This is a genomic window from Pseudomonas sp. ArH3a (assembly GCF_022648765.1).
Lineage (GTDB): Bacteria > Pseudomonadota > Gammaproteobacteria > Pseudomonadales > Pseudomonadaceae > Aquipseudomonas.
In genome coordinates, this window is the sequence record NZ_CP080330.1 from 2,856,731 (window position 1) to 2,873,832 (window position 17,102).

Consider the following 17,102-nt stretch of genomic DNA (forward strand, 5'->3'; position numbering starts at 1 on the left):
AAAATTACGGCCGTAATCTTTTACTCATATTATGGCTGAAATATAAATTTATCCAGCCCCGGATATTCCCCATGGCAAACGCCCCAGCCCCCTCGCGAAGCCTGTTGTTTTTACGGGTGGCCCTTAGCGTGTTGGGTGAAGTGTCGACCCAATTGACAACCCGGGCCTGGGCGCCATCGAGCAGGCGCTGATTGCACTGTCGGCGTTTGTCGCCGCATTTGGCCTGGGGCAGTTGCTGTTCGGGCCGCTGTCGGACCGTATCGGCCGCCGCCCGGTATTGATCGGCGTGTTTATCAACCTGCTGGGGTTCAGCAGCCTTGAATACGGCAGAACTGTCCTATACGTAGAACGATCAAGGCCGATTTTGCCGTCTAGTACTCAACGGCCAGCGGACTTAGGGTGTACGCAACTTGGAGGTACACCATGAAAAAAATCATCGGCATCTACACCAGCTCTCGCGCCCATTGGGTCGGCGACGGCTTTCCGGTGCGCACACTGTTTTCCTACGACGCGATGGGCAAGCACATCAGCCCATTCCTGTTGCTGGACCACGCCGGCCCCGCCGATTTCACACCGACCGAACAACGTCGCGGCGTAGGCCAACACCCACATCGCGGCTTTGAAACTGTGACCATCGTGTACGACGGCGAAGTCGAGCACCGTGACTCCACCGGCGCCGGTGGCACGATCGGCCCCGGCGATGTGCAATGGATGACGGCCGCCAAAGGCATCCTCCACGAAGAGTTCCATTCCCAAGCCTTTGCCCGCAGCGGCGGGGCGCTGGAGATGGTGCAACTGTGGGTCAACCTGCCGGCCAAGGACAAAATGGCCGACGCCGGTTACCAGACTATCGTCGATGGCGATATTCCGGTGCTGCCGCTGGCGGACGACGCCGGGCAGTTGCGCCTGATCGCCGGTGAATTCGCCGGTACCCAGGGACCGGCGCGGACCTTCACGCCGATTGACGTGTGGGACTTGCGTCTTAACGCCGGTAAAGCGGTCACGCTGGACCTGCACGCCGGGCGCAATACCGCGCTGGTGATCCTGCGCGGCACGGTGCTGGTCAATGGCGAGGAAGTCGCGCGCCAAGGGCAACTGGCATTGTTTGAACGGGATGGCGAGCACATTACGTTGGAAGCCAACGACGACGCCAAGGTGCTGCTGCTCAGCGGTGAACCGATCGATGAGCCCATCGTCGGCCACGGCCCGTTTGTGATGAACACCGAGCAGGAAATTCATCAGGCGTTTGCTGACTTCCAATCCGGTCGTTTCGGACAAATGCAGGCTTAACGGTCAAGTGCCAACCCCTGTGGGAGCGGGCTTGTTGTGGCAAGCCCGCTCGCCACAACAAGCCCGCTTGCCACAAGGGTTTTTACCCGCACATTTTGTTTTCCAGCGTTCTCAAATCATGCGATCTTCAGCGCATTCGCCTTGGAGTCGCCCGGATGCCCTCATTTATCGCTGATCACCCGATGTTGTGCGCCGTGGCGCTGATCTTTATCGACATCGCCGTGTGGCGCCTTATTTCCGTCAACCTCGCCAACTGGAAACTCGCGGCACGCCTGGCGATCTTTGCCGTGTACAGCGCCGTGCTGTTCAACGACGGCATGAACCCCATGCAACTCGCACCCTATGCCGACAACACCGCGTTGCACCTGGCCGCCACGGCCTTGCAGATCGGCTGGTGGCTGTTCGCCGCGCGCACCCTCACGGTATTGCTCGGCGCGGTGATGATGCAGCGGGTCGGGCATGGCGGGCGGTTGCTGCAGGACCTGATGGGCGCGGTGATATTCCTGATCGCGATCATCGCCGCCATGGCCTACGTGCTCGACCTGCCGGTCAAGGGCGTGCTCGCCACCTCCGGGGCGGTGGCGATCATCGTCGGCCTGGCGCTGCAAAGCACCCTGAGCGACGTATTTTCCGGGATCGTGCTCAACACCACCAAGCCGTACCAGCTGGATGACTGGATCTCCATCGACGGCACCGAAGGCCGCGTCACCGATATCGACTGGCGCGCCACACGCCTGCAAACCTCCCAGGGCAGCATGGCGGTGATCCCCAACTCCCTGGCCGCCAAGGCCAAAATCATCAATTTCTCGCGCCCGGCGGACATGTTCGGCCTGGCGGTCAGCCTGCAAGTCAGCCCGCATGCGCGGCCGCAAACCGTGATCGAGGCGCTGGAGCGCGCGATGCAAGGTTGCCGGCCGTTGCTGGCCAACCCTGCGCCAAGCGTGGCGTTCAAGACCTCTGCCAGTGGCGGCGTCGAGTATGAAATCAGCGGCTTTGTGCCGGCCATGGGCGTCAAGCGCGAAGTGCGCAACCAGCTTTACGACTTGGCTTTCCGCCACCTGCAAGCGGCGGGCGTGGGCTTGCTGTCCGCCACCGAAAGCAGCGCGCCGGCGGCGCTGTCCGGTGCACGTGCATTGCTGGAGCGCTCGTCGATTTTCTCCACCCTGCGCCAGGAAGAGAAAGACACCTTCAGCCAGAACATGGTCCTGCACACCTACCGCGCCGGCGAGATGATCCTGCCGGCGGGCGAGGTCAGCGATCATTTGTTTATCGTCGAATCCGGTGTGGTCTCGGTGATGTTGATCAAGGCCGGCCACAAGTTCGAAGCCGGGCGCATGGGGCCGAGCGAGGTGATTGGAGAGGCGGGGATTTTGTCCGATCAGGCGGCGCTGGCGGATTTTTCCGCCAAAACCTTCTGCACCCTGTACCGCATCGAGAAGGAATACCTGAAACCCTGCCTGGACGCGCGCCACGACATCAGCGAAGCGATGAAGGCGCTGCTGGATTTCCGTCTACACACGGCGCAGGCCCTGACCCAGGACGCGCCGGTCGTGCCGGTGAAAAAAGGCTTCCTGCAATGGTTGCGCAGTCGCGGGCTGTAGCGCCGATCAAGGCGCCATGGCGATGCGGTAGCGCTCTGCACACCAACGGCATGCGCCAGACCTCGGTGGCTGGCGTGTTTGCCTGTAGCGACGCCTCACTGGCCGCCGGCTCCGTAGCGCTGGCGGTGGGCGAGGGCGTGCGCGCCGGGGTCGGCGCGCACTTTTCGTTGATCAGTGGTTGAGGTAGGCCGGGCTTTGCGTGGACAGCGAGGCTTTCACGGCATGGGTCATGTCGGTGATCAACGCTTCTTCGCGGTCTTCGCTCAGGGCTTGCAGGGTGATCGCGACCACTTCCTGGGGCGTGCTTTTCGGCACCTGGATATCCGCCACCATGTCGGTGTCGATGTAGGCCGGGTGCACGCCGATCACCAGGGTATTCTGCTCGCGTAGCTCGCCGCGCAGGCCATTGGTCAGGCCCCATTGGGCAGATTTGGAGGTGCTGTAGCCACCGGAGCCGGGCGGGCTCAGCCAGCTCAGAATCGAGAGGATATTGATCAGCGCGCCGCCGCCTTGCTTGGCCAGGATCGGCGCGAAGGCACGGCTCAGGCGCAAGGTGCCGAAGGTGTTGACTTCAAAGTGCTGCTGCAGGTTTTCGACACTGTCTTCGGCGAGTAACGAGCCGTACTTCAAAAAGCCCGCGTTATTGATCAACACACTGACGTCGGTGCACTGCTCGGCGGCGCGCTGCACGCTGGCCGGGTCGGTGATGTCCAGGGCAATCGGCGTGCTACCGGGGATGTTGACGCTGGCCGGGTCCCGCGCAGCGGCGTAGACCTTGGCCGCACCGGCTTCCAACAGCGCCGTGACGAACGCTTTGCCGAGGCCACGGTTGGCGCCGGTAACCAAAACCACTTTTCCACGAATATCCATGATCAGCTCCAGGCAACAAATTAGGTTTAATAATGAAACCGTTTTTATCTTGGGCTCGTTGGTCCTATAATGCAACCAAATATTTCTGATGACGCGAGGCCGACGATGAAACGCAAATGCCTGGAAGGCGACGATTGCCCGGTCGCCCGTGCGCTGGATGTGGTGGGGGATTGGTGGACGCTGCTGATCATCCGCGACGCGTTTGCCGGGGTGACGCGCTTCGGCGACTTCCAAAAAAGCTTGGGCGTGGCGAAAAACATTCTCGCCACACGCCTCAAGGACATGGTCGAGCAAGGCCTGCTGCACACCCGCGAAGTCGGCGCGCGCAGTGAGTATCAACTGACCGACAAAGGCCGCGCGCTGATGCCGGTGCTGGTGACCTTGGCGCAATGGGGCGAGACGCACACCGAGCCTGAGCAGGTCGGTGCGCGTATAGTGGATGCGCGCTCGCTCAAGCCGCTGCGCAAGGTCCAGATCGTGTCCGAGGACGGTCGCGTGCTGGGCCTGGAAGATATCGTCACGCAGGTGGGTTAGGCGGGTTTGCCATCCAGCAACTGCTGAAACAACGGCGTCAGTAAGTCGATCAATACCTGCGGGTCCGCCTTGGCCAGCGCCGACACTTCCAGCATCTGGCGCATCACCTGAAAGCCTGACACCAACGCCATCACCAGCGCTGCGCGCTCTTGGTGATGCGCGCCCTCGAGCGCAGCGGCCAGGGCCGCCGAGTGGCCTTTTTCGAGTTGTTCGCGGCCGATCACGGCGGCGCGCTTGCTCAATGCCGACTGCAGCATGATCAGGAAGCCGTCCAGCGGCGTGCTGCCGGCTTCAGTAATGCTGACCAGCGCAGTGGCGATGCTGCGCCCAAGGTTTTCCACGCCGAGGTGGTCGGGCGTCAGGGCGATGGGGCTGGCCAATGCCTCGGCGATCACCTCGGCAAACAGCTGCTCCTTGGAGGTGAAGTAGCGGTTGACCAGCATCACGGTCAACCCCGCGCCGGCGGCGATTTCACCCAGGCCGGTGCGGTCGTAGCCCGAGTGGGCAAACGCCTTGCGCGCGGACAACACAATGGCGTCGCGGGTGACGGCGGCATCGCGCCGGCGAGGAATCGGGTTGGGCATTGGCGTCCTGATGTGGCGGGTAATGGTGGGCGCGCAACCGGCGCGCGTCGACAGGGTACAGGGTCTGTTTGCTGTCGAGGAAGCCCAACAGCGGCGCATTGAACAACGCCGGGTCTTGGGCTCAGGGTGATTTTGTTCAATACCACGCCCGTTCAGCCCTTTATCGTGAGGCCATCGTTGTTTGGCATCACAAAAAGGAACCGCAATGAGCTTGATCATTTCCATGGCTGCCTTCGCCCTGGCCACCTCCATCACGCCGGGACCGGTGAATGTGGTCGCACTCAGCTCCGGCGCGCGCTTCGGCTTTGCCGCCAGCCAGAAACACGTGTTCGGCGCCGCCGTCGGCTTCACCTTGTTGTTGGTGCTGATCGGCCTGGGCCTGCATGAAGTACTGGTGCGTTGGCCGATCCTGACCCAGTTGATCCAGTGGGGCGGCGTCGCGTTTTTACTGTACATGGCCTGGAAACTGGCGGTGGACGACGGCCGCCTCGACGCCGAGGGCACCGCCACCGCGCCGTCGATGCTCTACGGCGCAATCATGCAATGGCTCAACCCCAAAGCCTGGCTGGCTTGCGTGGCAGGGATGGGCTTGTTTGTAGCGGATGGCGATGCGCGCCAAGTGTGGCTGTTCGCCGCGCTCTACCTGGTGATTTGCTACCTGTCGGTGGCGTGCTGGGCCTACGCCGGGACCTTCTTGCGCCGCTACCTGAGCAACCCGCAAGGCGTACGCCTGTTCAACCGCTCAATGGCCGCGTTGCTGGTGGCCAGTGTGGGTTATTTGCTGATGGCTTGAGCAAGTCGCGGTACTGCCCGGGCGTGGCGGCAAAATGTTGTTTGAACGCCCGCTGAAAATGCGCCTGGTCGGCAAAGCCCGCGGCCAGGGCCACATCGGCGATCAGCTCGCCATTGCGCAATTGGGTGCGGGCAAACTGGATGCGCCGGTTCACCACAAAGGCATGCGGCGTGAGCCCGTAATACTGCTTGAACGCGCGGATCAGGTACGACGGCGACAGCTCGGCCGCTAGGCAAATCTGCTCCAGCTTCAACGCCTCGGTGCAGTGTTCACGGATGTACTCGGCGGCGCGCTCCAGCTTATGGTTGACCTCCCGCACCGGCGTCAGTGAAGGGTTCAGACGCTGCTGCACCTCGGTGAAATAACTCACCAGCGCGCTCTGCTTTTGCAGCAGTTCGGCCTGCTCATCCAACAAAATCCCGTACAGCTCGATCAAACCGTTGTACAGCAGCGTGTCGCGGGTGTGTGGCGTGTTGAACGGCCGATAACCCTGCTCAGTACTGAAACCCAGCTGGTATTGCAGGTCGGTCAGCCAAGGCGTGTCCAGGTACAGCATGTGATACGACCAGTGCTGGTCGTGGATCGGGTTGCACGCATGCACATCGCCGGGGTTCATCAACACCACCGTGCCGGCGCTGATCTCAAACGTCTGCGCGCCGTAGTGGTAATAGCTGCGCCCGGTGGTGATCGCGCCGATGGAAAAATGCTCGTGGGCGTGGCGGGTGTACGTGACCTTGCGCCCGTCGGCAATGGTCCGCGCCTCGATGAACGGCAAACGCTCGTCACGCCAGAAGCGCGGCGCGTGCGCGGGGTGAACGGGGGTGTTCAGCGACATGGCGCAGGCTCCATCCCTAGAAGAACGAGCAGGGATCATTACACAGCCCAGGGCTGAATCGCCATCGCCGTTGATCAAAGCGCTTTAGACAAAAACACCCGGCTGCTGCCCGCAGGTTCACAGGGTATTTCGCCAAACCGCACCCAACCGTGTTTCTCATAAAACCCCGGCGCCTGGAAGCTGATCGTGTACAGCACTGCATTCAGACAACCCCGGCGCCGCGCTTCGTCTTCGAAGGCTTGCAGCAATTGGCTGCCCAAGCCCGAACCGCGCAGGGCATCGGGCAGGTGGAACAGGTCGAGAAAGGCCATGCCCAGCGTGGTTTTGCCGGTGATGCCGCCGAGGACCTGCTGCGTATCGGGGTCTTTGATCAGTACCATCAGTGGCAGGCGATCATTGGCGCCGGTAATCGCTTCATTGAATGCGGCGAGGCCGCTGCCGAGGATGCGTTCGGCGTCGGGGTTGGGTTGGTCGCTGACTTCAATGAAGGGTGCGCTCATGATTGCCTCTCAATAGGTGCGTGTTAGGCGGTATGCAGCACGTTCGTGATGCTCCATACCACCGGTTGCTTCACGCCTGCTGCCATCCACCCATGTCGTCGGCCTTGATCTCGAAATCTATCGCCTCGCGGTAAGGATCGCCAAGCGCGCTGTATCGGCCATTACCGGCGGCCTGGGTGGGCTGCCAGGCTTGTGTAGCGGGGTCGAATACTTCGGCATCATCGCCGGCGGTGTGATCAAGGGCGTTAAACATCGGGTTGTCGTTATCAATCCTGTGTTGTGCAGGCTGGCCGGGCATCGGGTGGCCATTCACAGGCAGTTGCCCCGAGCCTCGCAGGGCATCATCTCCAGCTGATTGATCAAGGGGATTAGCCCTTGGTTTAGCGCTATCGATCCTACCGGTTTCAGGCGCCTGGTACATCGACAGGGACGGGTTAAAAACACTGATTGAAGACATAGGCATACCTCTTTAATGAGCAATAAAGGCAACCTGCCGGACTCCTGTCTGGCGGGTTGCGTTGCAGGCTAGCTAGCCTTTAAGAGACCTTCAATGCAGTGATTTTTGGCGGATGTAACGGCTTAAAACCGCTACTGCGCTTACCCACAAACTGAGCTGTTTGGCTGTAGGCCTCGTCCTGATAATTACGCGTAATGTCAGGTTTGGCGTCAGATTTCGGCAACGCGGCTAAGGTTTTCGTTTGTTGAAATACATTAGCCGGTTGTGAGCGGCTTTCCCGTCAGACGTCTCGATACAAAAATGCGACCAGAACGACGACGGCTTAGAGCCCCATCACCATCTCATGCCACGCCATGCCGCCATGCTCCGACGGCGAAGGCTGCACATAGCTGTAGCCCATGCGCGTGTACAACGGCACATGCTGCTCCTTGCACATCAAATGAATCGTCTGCTTGCCCAGCGCCCGCATGCGCTGCACAAACTCGGTCATCAACGCCGTGGAATACCCCTTGCCCTGATGCGCCGGGTCGACCACCACCGACATAATCACCACATTCGGCGCCTCGGCCGAATGCCCCACCAACTCCTTGAACGCCTCATCCGACATCACCACCTGATGCGCGCAACCACAATTGATAAACCCCACCACCGCGCCATCCGCCTCCAGGATCAGAAAACCCTGCGGATACTGCGCAATACGCGTGGCGATCTTCTCCAGCGTCGCGGCTTCATCGCCTTCGTAGGCGCTGATTTCAATCTCAAAACAACGGGCGGCGTCGGCGGGCAGGGCGTTGCGGAAGGTGAGGGCGGGCATGGGCGTTTCCTGAGGCGTTAAGCGAAAGGCCACATCATAACGGCGCGCCCATACCACCGCCATCGCCGCCTCTCACGCTATGCAGGTGCCGAGCACCCATCAAACAGTGGGAGCTGTCGAGCCCCAGCGAGGCTGCGAAGGCGCCAGCCCCCACACCCTCAAGCCGGACCAGCCGTCAATTCCCGCCTCCCCAAAAACTAGAAAACCCGCCAAGGCGGGTTTTCTCACAGCTCACATCACATCAACTCACAGCAGGCACATCAAACCCGCGCCGCTCCATCACCGTAAACACATCCGCCACATCCTGGACCATGATCCGAGCGGTATTGGCGACGGTATTGATGTCGTGCTCGGCATAGTCGGACACATTGGAACAGGCCATCAGGTGCAGGTAGGCGAGGGCGGCGTTGAGACGCTCGCTGGCGCAGGCATGGAGCTCGCTGAGCGGGGCGTCGCTGTCGATGAGGAGGACAGGGTATTCGGTTGCGGTTTGGGACATGGGGGTGAAGCGGCGGGGCGGGTGTTGAGTAGTCATAAGGTTCGATTCTATTTTGGGTAAAAAGAACTGCCACCTTGCTGCTGCGAAACAGTCTGGGTGGCAACTGTGCGCGGGTTCGCAGACCAGGAAGAATCACCCCCGGCAGACCCGAAGGTCTCCCACGCACAGCCGCCATAAACAAGACGCAGGCGGGCTCCGCCTGAGGGTCTGATGACTGTGCAGGTTGATTCTATTCTGTGGGGCTGCGAAACCCGGTCGCTGACTGAGGTCGGCGACGGGGCGAACTATAAGGTGCCGTTAGCCTGGGTGCAACTGAGAGGATGCATGAACGCGTTGCGACTCCAGCATGTCAAAATGCTACCATTCCAATTTTTTAAAACTGCTATCTGCATAAAGGAGCGGGAAAATGACATGGAAAATTAAGCTAGAGGATGCGCCTGCTGGTTTCGATGACTGTATAAATATAAGCTCCTCAAAACCTAACTGGAATGATTTCGGGTTTAACTATCATGCCTCGGTATATTTTCTCTATAAAGGCGAGATGATATTTTTGAGTGCATATGTATTGCCTATAAATATTAAAGAGCAAAAACCGTATGGCTATCTCACCAGTGCACCTCAAGGGGAGCTGATGTCTTTTGTCAGTCTTCTGTCCAACCCAGAGCAATACAGAAGTCTTGCAAGCAAATTATCGGGCGAAGCCTTTATATACCTACTAAAAGAATTGCATGAGGTATCCTATGATCGCTTTATAGGCACAGGAAAGTACGAGCATGTAATCCAGATTGAGCCGTTTAGGCTCGGGGTACTTCGCGACGAAAAAGCCTATTTGTCATTGATTAATGGGTTTGCCGGCGCCTATGTTCGGCCACCTATAGGTGACGCAAAAACTCCTTTTATTTTCTCAACCTTGCTTCCTGGTACGGAAAACTTCGTGAGCCTCGATATTAGTTTTCGTCATCATGAGCATTTTGATGACAGGGTGCACTGCCTAATAGGCGTCAATGGCACAGGCAAAACTAACTTGCTTGCTCGGTTAGCCGTTGAAGCAGCGTCTCTATCCAATAGAAAACAAGATGGCCCACCGACACATTTATATTCAGAGAATAAAACGCTAGTACAATATGATAGCTCTACTCTAGATTTCGCTGAGGACTTTAGATTTAATCGCGTTGTCTCATACTTCTCTGATCCTTCTTCAGCTCTTCCGCGCTTTAGCAGTGTTGGTGCTTTTGAGTACCATGCATTTAACACGACTGCAAAAAAAGAAACAAACGAGTTCCATCAAAACCTTTCTTACTTGTTGGTGACTCTGCTGAGAGTTACGGATGATCGGTTTAATCAAGCCAAAAGCAAAATCTTTACCGAAGCTTTGTCTGGCATTATGCCTATGGACTTGTTAGCCATTCCTGTATCAGAAGATTGTCCGGAGTATTGTTGTGTAGCGGATAACGAAGGAAAAAAATGGAGCTTTATAAACCAGATGAATGGCGAGCAACGTTCGCTGGATATTCTTGGCACCATCGATATAACTAGAGAACCTAGTTTCTTGAGTTTTGGCTCGAGGCGCGTTATAGATTTGAGCAGCGGGCAACGCAGTATGTTTCACTTTGCACTGCATTTCTTGACTCTTGCTGGCTACGGTACTTTGCTGATAATAGATGAGCCAGAGACGTACCTTCATCCGAATCTTGTCAGTGATTACATGATGTTTCTCTATACTATCTTGGAGCTAACATCATCGATGGCTATCATAGCAACACATTCCGCCTACGTTGTCCGCGAAGTTCCCACACACTGTGTTCACATTTTGGAGCGAAAAGGCGTAATTGCGTCAATCAGTAGACCTTATCTTCAGACGCTAGGTGCAAATGTAGCTGAAATATCTCTGGCAGTTTTTGGTGATAGTACCGTTGATGCATATCATCGTAAAATTAGCGAAATGCTCGCCAAAACCAATATGAGCTTTGATCAGATAGTGGAGGGCTACAAGGATATCTTTAATATTGAGATGCTTGTGGAAATCAAGGATAGGATTTCCAATCCGGAGGAGTATGATTAACTATGCAGCATTTTAGTCATAGACAAGCTATCGATGATTTAAAAAATCTCAAATCTTTAACCCTTGGTTATGCGTTCCTGAATGGTACCTACAATACAATACATGACGCATACTCCGACTACTTAAAAAGTTTAGGCTCGCCTCACCTAAAAGCGATTGGTTTGTCTAAGGATCAAAAAACATGTTTGCATGCAGCATATGAAGGGGGGGCAAAAAAATATGGACTCGATTGGATCCCTAAAATCCGAGATGTACTCATCGGTTCTTGCCCTATGTGCGGAAACTCCGCAGTGGGCACCGTCGAGCACTATCTGCCCAAGGCTCCATTCCCGGAGTTCTCTGTCTTTAGTTGGAATCTTGTACCGTCTTGTAATTCATGTAACCAGAAGCGGGGCAGCAGGCATACGAATGGGGTGAAACACAAATTGCTACATCCGATTTTTGATGAAAATATTTTTAATAGGTTGAAACTCGTAACCCACTTCGACGTATCCGGAGCGGTGACAGAGTTTGAAGTCGGTTTCAATGAGCTTGATTTTGACCCAGTCGAGCAAACTCGCATCCATGCGCACATTATGACCTGCATTGATCGGCGCGCCTTTAAGCTTGCGACCAATGTTCAAATCAGCACCATGGCTGCACGAGTTGCACGTAAAAAAGAGGCGGTATGGGGGACCATCATAGAGGAGGAATTGGCTATCATGCATGCTGCAAACTTGGGTTATGGCTGGGGAGCGTCATGCCTCAGAGGACTTCTTGAAGTAAATCAAACCCAACGCAGTGCCATCCTGATTCCAAAGCTTTTGTAATGGCTAGCGGTTTTCGCGTATGCAATTCCTTGGAGCAGCTAATCGCACACCCTACAAGCCAGAGAGCTAAGGCTGTCCAGTCATTCACACGCGAAAAACCAAATACATCTGACGGAATTAGTTAACCGTTTGCGACCCATACCGAATGACTGGTTCTGGCCGATTGCGGTCCGTCACGACAAGCAACAATCAACCCCAATCACACCCGCACCACAAACCCCCGCGCAGCCCGCCTCTCAAACATCGCAGCCTCCGTCTCCCGAGTCGCCCGTTCGCCTTTATCAGACAACTGAGTAAAAAACGTCGCACTCCTGAACTCCCCTGGAACCATCGTGTGCGTATCTTTAAACAACGGCGCCAGATCAATAGTCTTAGCGAAATTCTCCTTAGTCAGGCTGTAGAACCCCATATAACTCCCCGACCACGGCGAATCAGCGTCCACCAAGTCAATGGACGCATCGCGATAAGCCACGGCTGCCGCTTTAAGCCCCAGCGAGTTGTTGAGCAGGTCCGTGAGCCGCTGGGTGTCCGAACTGCTGAGCTGTCCGGCGGTATCGAGCACTTTTAACTTGCCGTCGGCCTCAACCGTGAAGCCGTACTTTTTGCTGGCAAGGTCGGGCGCGCTGGTCGCCAGCGTTGCCTGGAAGGCCTGGAAATGGGTTTTCAGCGTCTGGTGCGCGCCGGCGGCGATATCAGCGAATCGAGGGAAGTCCGGCGATTGGGAGCGGCCAATCCAGGTGTCGACGGCCTCCAGCGGTTCCGCCGTGGTGCTGGTGCCTTCACTGGGGTGGTAGATGGCCGCCGGCGTGGCATTGGCCAGGGTGTTCTTGTCGGCATTCGTCATCGGCTGGGGCTCAAGCTTCTGTCCGGAAGGCGTGAGTAGCGTGTTAGCCGGTGGGAGGTAGGTTGCGCTGACGGAAAGGGCCATTTGATCACTCCATGATTGGCGGGTTTCCTAGAGGTTATCGACGGGGATGCAGCAAGCTTTAGGTCGGTCGACAGTCGGCGTCTTGCTGTTCGCTGGCGCGCCGCGAAAATGAAAAAAACACCCGCGAAAATGGGGTCAGGTCACCCTTAATACAATGTGGTCTGACCCTGAGGGATCCAGCGACCTTTTCCTGATTTCATCCGACCGCTCTCTGCCGTCAGTTCCTCAATGACTATGCCGATGAAGCACCCCGGAACGTCCAGTGCGTAGGCATGTACTTAGACTGAAGTAGTCCATTTCTGAATCGTTAAAACCACCCCTATACGCGTCTTACCTCGGCTGTAGCGCCTTCTTATAGTCGTGCGCCTCAGTCACTTGGAGGTGCACGCATGCAGGGACCCTACGCATTTATCAATGAACGACCGCAGCCGTATCCCGTGCTCAAATTGAGCCTGGCGCTTGATCCGCGTACTCACACCAAATTCGACACGCTCAACCAGCACATCCGCAATACGCTGGTGTTGCCGGGGCAGTTGGTGATCATTGGCGACAGCCGAACGGCCGCTTGCACCGCTGAAGAGGCACAGCTGATGCGCTCGGCGCTGAATATTAAGCTCGCGCTGTTGGCGTACTCCGCAACCGACCAGTTCCTGGTCAAAAACTATGATCAGTTGCAGGCCATCTTGTCCTATTCGTCCGTTGGCATCGGCAGTGCCAGCAGTGCTTGGAGCAAGCACTTGGCGGAGGTCGAGAAGACCCTTATGGACATCGAGGATTTGCATCAGCAGTACTTGAGGAAGGGCACCACGGGGGCGAGGGAAGAGTTTTTGGTTAAGCGAAGGGCGCTGTTTGCCAAGTTGGACAGCCAAATCTCGGGGATGGCGCGCTTGGGTACGGGGTTGAGAAACGAAGGGTCGATTAAAAAGATGCTGGGGATTTCCAGTAGAAGCTACTGGCAGCATGGAGAAATTCGGGGGTATGAGGAGCGGGTCAAGCGTTTAGCCAAGGCTTCGCAGGTGTTGAAGACGGGGACTTACATTGGTATAGCGCTGGATGTTGGGGCGACGGCGTTGGAGTTATCGGAGGCGTGTTCCACTGGGCGTGAGCAAGAGTGTATGCAGGCGAAGTATGTTGAAGGGGGTAAGTTGATAGCCGGAGTCGCGGGTGCATCTGGAGGCGGCGCGTATGGAGCCCAAATTGGTATCGCTGCTTGCATGATTGGTTTTGGGATACCTACAGCAGGCGCTGGAGCGTTGGCATGCGCCATCGTCGGCGGTGCCGCAGGCGGACTCGTTGCAGGCAAAATCGGAAGCGCTTTCGGAGAAAACACAGGAAAATTTCTCTATCAGACTGTGAGGGATTAAATGGTTTTCGAATACATCGGCATGTGTGCGTGCGTCATGATGATACTCAGTCTCCCACTTACTTTTTTTGTCATGTTCAAAAAGCTAGATGCAGCAGAGCGCTATGTGGAACACAGCGACTATGTAATTGCACACAGGCGCATTTTTCGTAATGCTCCATTTGAGGGCCGGCAGGTACGTGTAGTCGCTATGGCGATCATTATTCTTATGCCCAAAGTACTCCAATGGAGGCGTTTAGTGCGGGTTGAGGACGTTGAAAAAATTCCACGGCATCTCAAGTACTGGATGGTCATACCGACACTGATTGGTTTCACATCCATGACCGTGATGTGTATCAGCTGGCTCTTTATAGATAACTAAACCGCCCCCAAAAACTTAAAAACCACCCAAACCCCGGCCGCAAAGCCAGGATATGAGTGGTTCAAAACATCACGATCAAATCACTGCAGGCAGTCGGCTCAAACCCCACTCACCAACTTCCCCCCCTCCATCCGACGTTTGTACGCACTGTCCCGACTCGCCAACCAAAAATACAACGGCGATGTCACCACCAACCCCACCACCCAAGACAAATCCGCCCCATTGATGTGTTCCGAAATCGGCCCCACATACAGCGGCGTGTTCATAAACGGAATCTGCACCGCAATCCCCACTGCATACGCCAGCAGCGCCTGTGGGTTGTACTTGCCGTAGATCCCGCCATCCACCCGGAAGATCGAGGCAATGTCGTATTTGCCTTTGTGAATCGCGTAAAAGTCGATCAGGTTGATCGCCGTCCACGGCACCAGTACCACCAGCAGCACCAGCACCATGTCGACGAAGTGGCCGATGAAGTCTTTGGAGGCGAACACGGCTGCGATGGCGCAGGCGGCGAGTACGAGGATGGAGATTACCGCGCGGCTTTTCGCGGTGGGGATCCAGCGGTAGGCGAAGGTTTGCACCAGGGTGATGATTGACAGTACTGCGCCGTACAGGTTGAGGGCGTTGTGGCTGATTACGCTGAGCAAAAACAGCACCAGCATCAGCGGGCCGATGGCGCCGGTGGCGAGTTTGACGGCGTCCATGGTGTCCATGCCGACCGGGGTGGCGAGCACGGCGACGGCGCCGAAGATGAAGGCCAGGCTGGAACCGAGGACGGAGCCGAGGTAGGTGGTCCAGAAGGTGGAGGCGACGGGCACGTCGGCGGGCAGGTAGCGGGAGTAGTCCGACACGTAGGGCGCGAAGGCGATCTGCCACAGCGCGGCGAGGGACACGGTGGCCAGCACGCCTGCGATGTTGAAGCTGCCACGGGTGAGGAAGTCGGTGGTCTGCACGTGGGTGAAGATGTAGCCAAAACCCAGCACGATGCCGGCGCCGAGTACCCAGGTGCCGATGCGGTTGAGCACGTGGATGAAGCGGTAGCCGATGATGCCGATGATCCCGGAGCCGATGGCGCCGATGACGATGCCGACCGGTACGGGCACGCTGTCGACCACGCCGTGCAGGGATTTACCCGCGAGTACGATGTTGGAGGCGAAGAAGCCGATGTACATCACGCCGGCGATGACCACCACCAGCAGGGCGCCGAGGGAGCCGAACTGGGCGCGACTCTGGATCATTTGCGGGATGCCCATTTGCGGGCCTTGGGCTGAGTGCAAGGCCATCAACACGCCGCCGACCAGGTGGCCGACGAGGATGGCGACGATGCCCCACAACAGGTTCAAGTGGAACAGTTGCACACCCAGCGCACCGGTGACGATCGGCAACGGCGCGATGTTGCCGCCGAACCACAGGGTGAACAGGTCTCTTACCTTTCCATGGCGATCTTCCGGGGGCACGTATCCAATCGTGTGTTTTTCGATAAGCGGGGCGGAGGATGTTGCAGTGGTAACCATGACGAGCTCCAAGGCAAGGTGAGTACGTTGACGTACTTCGCTGTGCGGCGCGTGGGCGACGCTTTGTTGTTGGAGTGATCATCTGCAATGGGGGCGGGCAGGTAAATTAGTAAGTTTGTTGCTATAGACCTTAAAAAATATAGCTCACCGGTTTTTTTGCTCCGGTATGTTGCATGGACTTTAATCCGTGTGAAAAAGCCGATTTTCGCGCACTTGTTTGGGGCGAAGTCCCACGTTTTTGGAGGTCCCGATGGCTGCCTATAACCTGCGCCAACTCAAATATTTTGTGACCACGGCCGAGTGCGGCAGCGTCGCCGAGGCGTCGCGCAAGCTGTATATCGCGCAGCCGTCGGTTTCCACGGCGATCAAGCAGTTGGAAGACAGCTTTGGCGTGCAGTTGTTTATCCGTCATCACGCTCAGGGCGTTTCGCTCACACCCAGCGGGGCGCGGTTTTATCGCAAGGCGCTGGAGCTGTTGCGGGTGGCGCATGAGTTCGAGCAAAACGCCCTGGCTGACAATGACGTGGTGGCGGGGCAGATCGACATCGGCTGCTTTGAAACCGTGGCGCCGTTGTACTTGCCGCGCTTGATCGCCGGCTTCAAGGCGCGCTGGCCGGGGGTGGAGATCCGCATTCGTGATGGCGAGCAGCAAGAGCTGGTGCAGGCGCTGACGGCGGGCAGTATCGATGTGGCGATGCTGTTTGAGCATGACTTGGGCGGCACCATCGAGACCACGACATTGATGCCGCCGCAGCAGCCGTATGCGCTGCTGCCGGCGGACCACCGCTTTGCGCAGCAGGCCAAGGTGTCGTTGGCGGACCTGGTGCTGGAGCCGATGATTCTGCTGGATGTGCTGCCGAGCCGGACGTACTTCGTGAGCATCTTTGAAGAGCGCGGGTTGACGCCGAATATCGTGTTCAGCTCGCCGTCGATTGAAATGGTGCGCGGCATGGTGGGGCGCGGGTTTGGGTTTTCGATTCTGGTGACCAAGCCGTTTACCGAGTACACCTATGATGGGCAGAAGGTCGTGTGTGTGCCGTTGGCTGAAACAGTGACGGGTTCCGGGTTGTCGGCGGTGTGGTTGCGGCGGGCGCCGCTGACCAAGCCAGTGCAGTTGTTTGTCGACTACTGCCGCGAAGAACTCGCACGGCTGCTGGGCTAAACCTGAAATGCTACCCAACAAACAACAGAGATCCACTGTGGGAGCCGGGCTTGCCCGCGATGGCGGTGTGTCAGTTGCCACAGGGGCTGGCTGATACACCGCCATCGCAGGCAAGCCAGCTCCCAC

17 protein-coding genes and 2 pseudogenes are annotated in these 17,102 nt (G+C 57.3%); 10 read left to right on the top strand and 9 right to left on the bottom strand.

Annotation, left to right across the window (positions count from 1 at the left end; genetic code table 11):
- Positions 1-71 precede the first annotated feature (71 nt).
- The 4 genes and pseudogenes from K0P33_RS13165 to K0P33_RS13180 form a co-directional block, all read left to right on the top strand.
- Positions 72-286: pseudogene (locus tag K0P33_RS13165) on the top strand (MFS transporter); the annotation flags it as partial.
- A gap of 137 nt (positions 287-423) precedes the next feature.
- On the top strand, positions 424-1,290 hold the full coding sequence (locus K0P33_RS13170) for a pirin family protein (protein WP_242155606.1): 867 nt from the start codon (positions 424-426) through the stop codon (positions 1,288-1,290).
- A 155-nt stretch (positions 1,291-1,445) separates the two neighbouring features.
- Positions 1,446-2,891: a mechanosensitive ion channel domain-containing protein gene (locus K0P33_RS13175; protein ID WP_242155608.1), complete on the top strand. Its 1,446-nt coding sequence runs from the start codon at positions 1,446-1,448 to the stop codon at positions 2,889-2,891.
- 35 nt (positions 2,892-2,926) lie between these two features.
- Positions 2,927-3,073 (top strand): annotated as a pseudogene (locus K0P33_RS13180) (thioredoxin reductase); the annotation flags it as partial.
- Here K0P33_RS13180 and K0P33_RS13185 read toward each other — a convergent pair.
- Complete coding sequence (locus K0P33_RS13185; protein ID WP_242155610.1) at positions 3,063-3,761, bottom strand: SDR family oxidoreductase; 699 nt, start codon at positions 3,759-3,761, stop codon at positions 3,063-3,065. The pseudogene K0P33_RS13180 and the gene K0P33_RS13185 sit on opposite strands and share 11 nt — an antisense overlap.
- Positions 3,762-3,866: 105 nt before the next feature.
- On the opposite strand from K0P33_RS13185, the gene K0P33_RS13190 reads away from it, so the two are divergent.
- Entirely contained in the window at positions 3,867-4,295 is a 429-nt protein-coding gene (locus K0P33_RS13190; protein ID WP_242155612.1) for a helix-turn-helix domain-containing protein, read from the top strand.
- Here the strand turns inward: K0P33_RS13190 and K0P33_RS13195 are convergent.
- Positions 4,292-4,879: a TetR/AcrR family transcriptional regulator gene (locus K0P33_RS13195; protein ID WP_242155614.1), complete on the bottom strand. Its 588-nt coding sequence runs from the start codon at positions 4,877-4,879 to the stop codon at positions 4,292-4,294. The genes K0P33_RS13190 and K0P33_RS13195 overlap by 4 nt on opposite strands.
- A 205-nt stretch (positions 4,880-5,084) precedes the next feature.
- Between K0P33_RS13195 and K0P33_RS13200 the strand changes: the two genes are divergently transcribed.
- Positions 5,085-5,672 (top strand): LysE family translocator, encoded by a 588-nt coding sequence (locus tag K0P33_RS13200; RefSeq protein ID WP_242155617.1) that lies wholly within the window; start codon positions 5,085-5,087, stop codon positions 5,670-5,672.
- Here the strand turns inward: K0P33_RS13200 and K0P33_RS13205 are convergent.
- The 5 genes from K0P33_RS13205 to K0P33_RS13225 all read right to left on the bottom strand — a co-directional run bounded on the left by K0P33_RS13205 (position 5,614) and on the right by K0P33_RS13225 (position 8,813).
- Positions 5,614-6,507: an AraC family transcriptional regulator gene (locus K0P33_RS13205; protein ID WP_242155619.1), complete on the bottom strand. Its 894-nt coding sequence runs from the start codon at positions 6,505-6,507 to the stop codon at positions 5,614-5,616. The two genes, K0P33_RS13200 and K0P33_RS13205, sit on opposite strands and share 59 nt — an antisense overlap.
- A gap of 74 nt (positions 6,508-6,581) precedes the next feature.
- Entirely contained in the window at positions 6,582-7,007 is a 426-nt protein-coding gene (locus tag K0P33_RS13210) for a GNAT family N-acetyltransferase (RefSeq protein ID WP_242155621.1), read from the bottom strand.
- A gap of 70 nt (positions 7,008-7,077) precedes the next feature.
- The gene (locus K0P33_RS13215; RefSeq protein ID WP_242155623.1) at positions 7,078-7,464 is read right to left on the bottom strand and encodes a hypothetical protein; all 387 of its coding nucleotides are present in this window, start codon (positions 7,462-7,464) and stop codon (positions 7,078-7,080) included.
- A gap of 322 nt (positions 7,465-7,786) precedes the next feature.
- Positions 7,787-8,278, bottom strand: a complete 492-nt coding sequence (locus K0P33_RS13220; RefSeq protein ID WP_242155625.1) for a GNAT family N-acetyltransferase — start codon at positions 8,276-8,278, stop codon at positions 7,787-7,789.
- A gap of 241 nt (positions 8,279-8,519) precedes the next feature.
- A complete protein-coding gene (locus tag K0P33_RS13225) occupies positions 8,520-8,813 on the bottom strand; it encodes a fructose-bisphosphate aldolase (protein WP_242155627.1) in 294 nt (97 codons plus the stop codon).
- Positions 8,814-9,183: 370 nt separating this feature from the next.
- On the opposite strand from K0P33_RS13225, the gene K0P33_RS13230 reads away from it, so the two are divergent.
- Complete coding sequence (locus K0P33_RS13230; RefSeq protein WP_242155629.1) at positions 9,184-10,839, top strand: AAA family ATPase; 1,656 nt, start codon at positions 9,184-9,186, stop codon at positions 10,837-10,839.
- Positions 10,840-10,841: 2 nt separating this feature from the next.
- Entirely contained in the window at positions 10,842-11,648 is an 807-nt protein-coding gene (locus K0P33_RS13235; RefSeq protein WP_242155631.1) for a hypothetical protein, read from the top strand.
- A 199-nt stretch (positions 11,649-11,847) separates the two neighbouring features.
- Here the strand turns inward: K0P33_RS13235 and K0P33_RS13240 are convergent, their stop codons facing one another.
- The gene (locus K0P33_RS13240; protein ID WP_242155632.1) at positions 11,848-12,576 is read right to left on the bottom strand and encodes a hypothetical protein; all 729 of its coding nucleotides are present in this window, start codon (positions 12,574-12,576) and stop codon (positions 11,848-11,850) included.
- 389 nt (positions 12,577-12,965) lie between these two features.
- On the opposite strand from K0P33_RS13240, the gene K0P33_RS13245 reads away from it, so the two are divergent.
- Entirely contained in the window at positions 12,966-13,940 is a 975-nt protein-coding gene (locus K0P33_RS13245; RefSeq protein ID WP_242155635.1) for a hypothetical protein, read from the top strand.
- Positions 13,941-14,398: 458 nt separating this feature from the next.
- Here the strand turns inward: K0P33_RS13245 and K0P33_RS13250 are convergent, their stop codons facing one another.
- A complete protein-coding gene (locus K0P33_RS13250; RefSeq protein ID WP_242155637.1) occupies positions 14,399-15,814 on the bottom strand; it encodes a cytosine permease in 1,416 nt (471 codons plus the stop codon).
- Between the two features lie 250 nt (positions 15,815-16,064).
- Between K0P33_RS13250 and K0P33_RS13255 the strand changes: the two genes are divergently transcribed.
- Entirely contained in the window at positions 16,065-16,976 is a 912-nt protein-coding gene (locus K0P33_RS13255) for a LysR substrate-binding domain-containing protein (protein ID WP_094953434.1), read from the top strand.
- Positions 16,977-17,102 lie beyond the last annotated feature (126 nt).

Coding starts and splice junctions, on each gene's coding strand:
- K0P33_RS13205 (WP_242155619.1), bottom strand. CDS start 6,507: ATGTCGCTGAACACCCCCGTTCACCCCGCGCACGCGCCGCGCTTCTGG.
- K0P33_RS13190 (WP_242155612.1), top strand. CDS start 3,867: ATGAAACGCAAATGCCTGGAAGGCGACGATTGCCCGGTCGCCCGTGCG.
- K0P33_RS13170 (WP_242155606.1), top strand. CDS start 424: ATGAAAAAAATCATCGGCATCTACACCAGCTCTCGCGCCCATTGGGTC.
- K0P33_RS13230 (WP_242155629.1), top strand. CDS start 9,184: ATGACATGGAAAATTAAGCTAGAGGATGCGCCTGCTGGTTTCGATGAC.
- K0P33_RS13255 (WP_094953434.1), top strand. CDS start 16,065: ATGGCTGCCTATAACCTGCGCCAACTCAAATATTTTGTGACCACGGCC.
- K0P33_RS13240 (WP_242155632.1), bottom strand. CDS start 12,576: ATGGCCCTTTCCGTCAGCGCAACCTACCTCCCACCGGCTAACACGCTA.
- K0P33_RS13245 (WP_242155635.1), top strand. CDS start 12,966: ATGCAGGGACCCTACGCATTTATCAATGAACGACCGCAGCCGTATCCC.
- K0P33_RS13200 (WP_242155617.1), top strand. CDS start 5,085: ATGAGCTTGATCATTTCCATGGCTGCCTTCGCCCTGGCCACCTCCATC.
- K0P33_RS13175 (WP_242155608.1), top strand. CDS start 1,446: ATGCCCTCATTTATCGCTGATCACCCGATGTTGTGCGCCGTGGCGCTG.
- K0P33_RS13250 (WP_242155637.1), bottom strand. CDS start 15,814: ATGGTTACCACTGCAACATCCTCCGCCCCGCTTATCGAAAAACACACG.
- K0P33_RS13210 (WP_242155621.1), bottom strand. CDS start 7,007: ATGAGCGCACCCTTCATTGAAGTCAGCGACCAACCCAACCCCGACGCC.
- K0P33_RS13235 (WP_242155631.1), top strand. CDS start 10,842: ATGCAGCATTTTAGTCATAGACAAGCTATCGATGATTTAAAAAATCTC.
- K0P33_RS13195 (WP_242155614.1), bottom strand. CDS start 4,879: ATGCCCAACCCGATTCCTCGCCGGCGCGATGCCGCCGTCACCCGCGAC.
- K0P33_RS13185 (WP_242155610.1), bottom strand. CDS start 3,761: ATGGATATTCGTGGAAAAGTGGTTTTGGTTACCGGCGCCAACCGTGGC.
- K0P33_RS13215 (WP_242155623.1), bottom strand. CDS start 7,464: ATGTCTTCAATCAGTGTTTTTAACCCGTCCCTGTCGATGTACCAGGCG.
- K0P33_RS13225 (WP_242155627.1), bottom strand. CDS start 8,813: ATGACTACTCAACACCCGCCCCGCCGCTTCACCCCCATGTCCCAAACC.
- K0P33_RS13220 (WP_242155625.1), bottom strand. CDS start 8,278: ATGCCCGCCCTCACCTTCCGCAACGCCCTGCCCGCCGACGCCGCCCGT.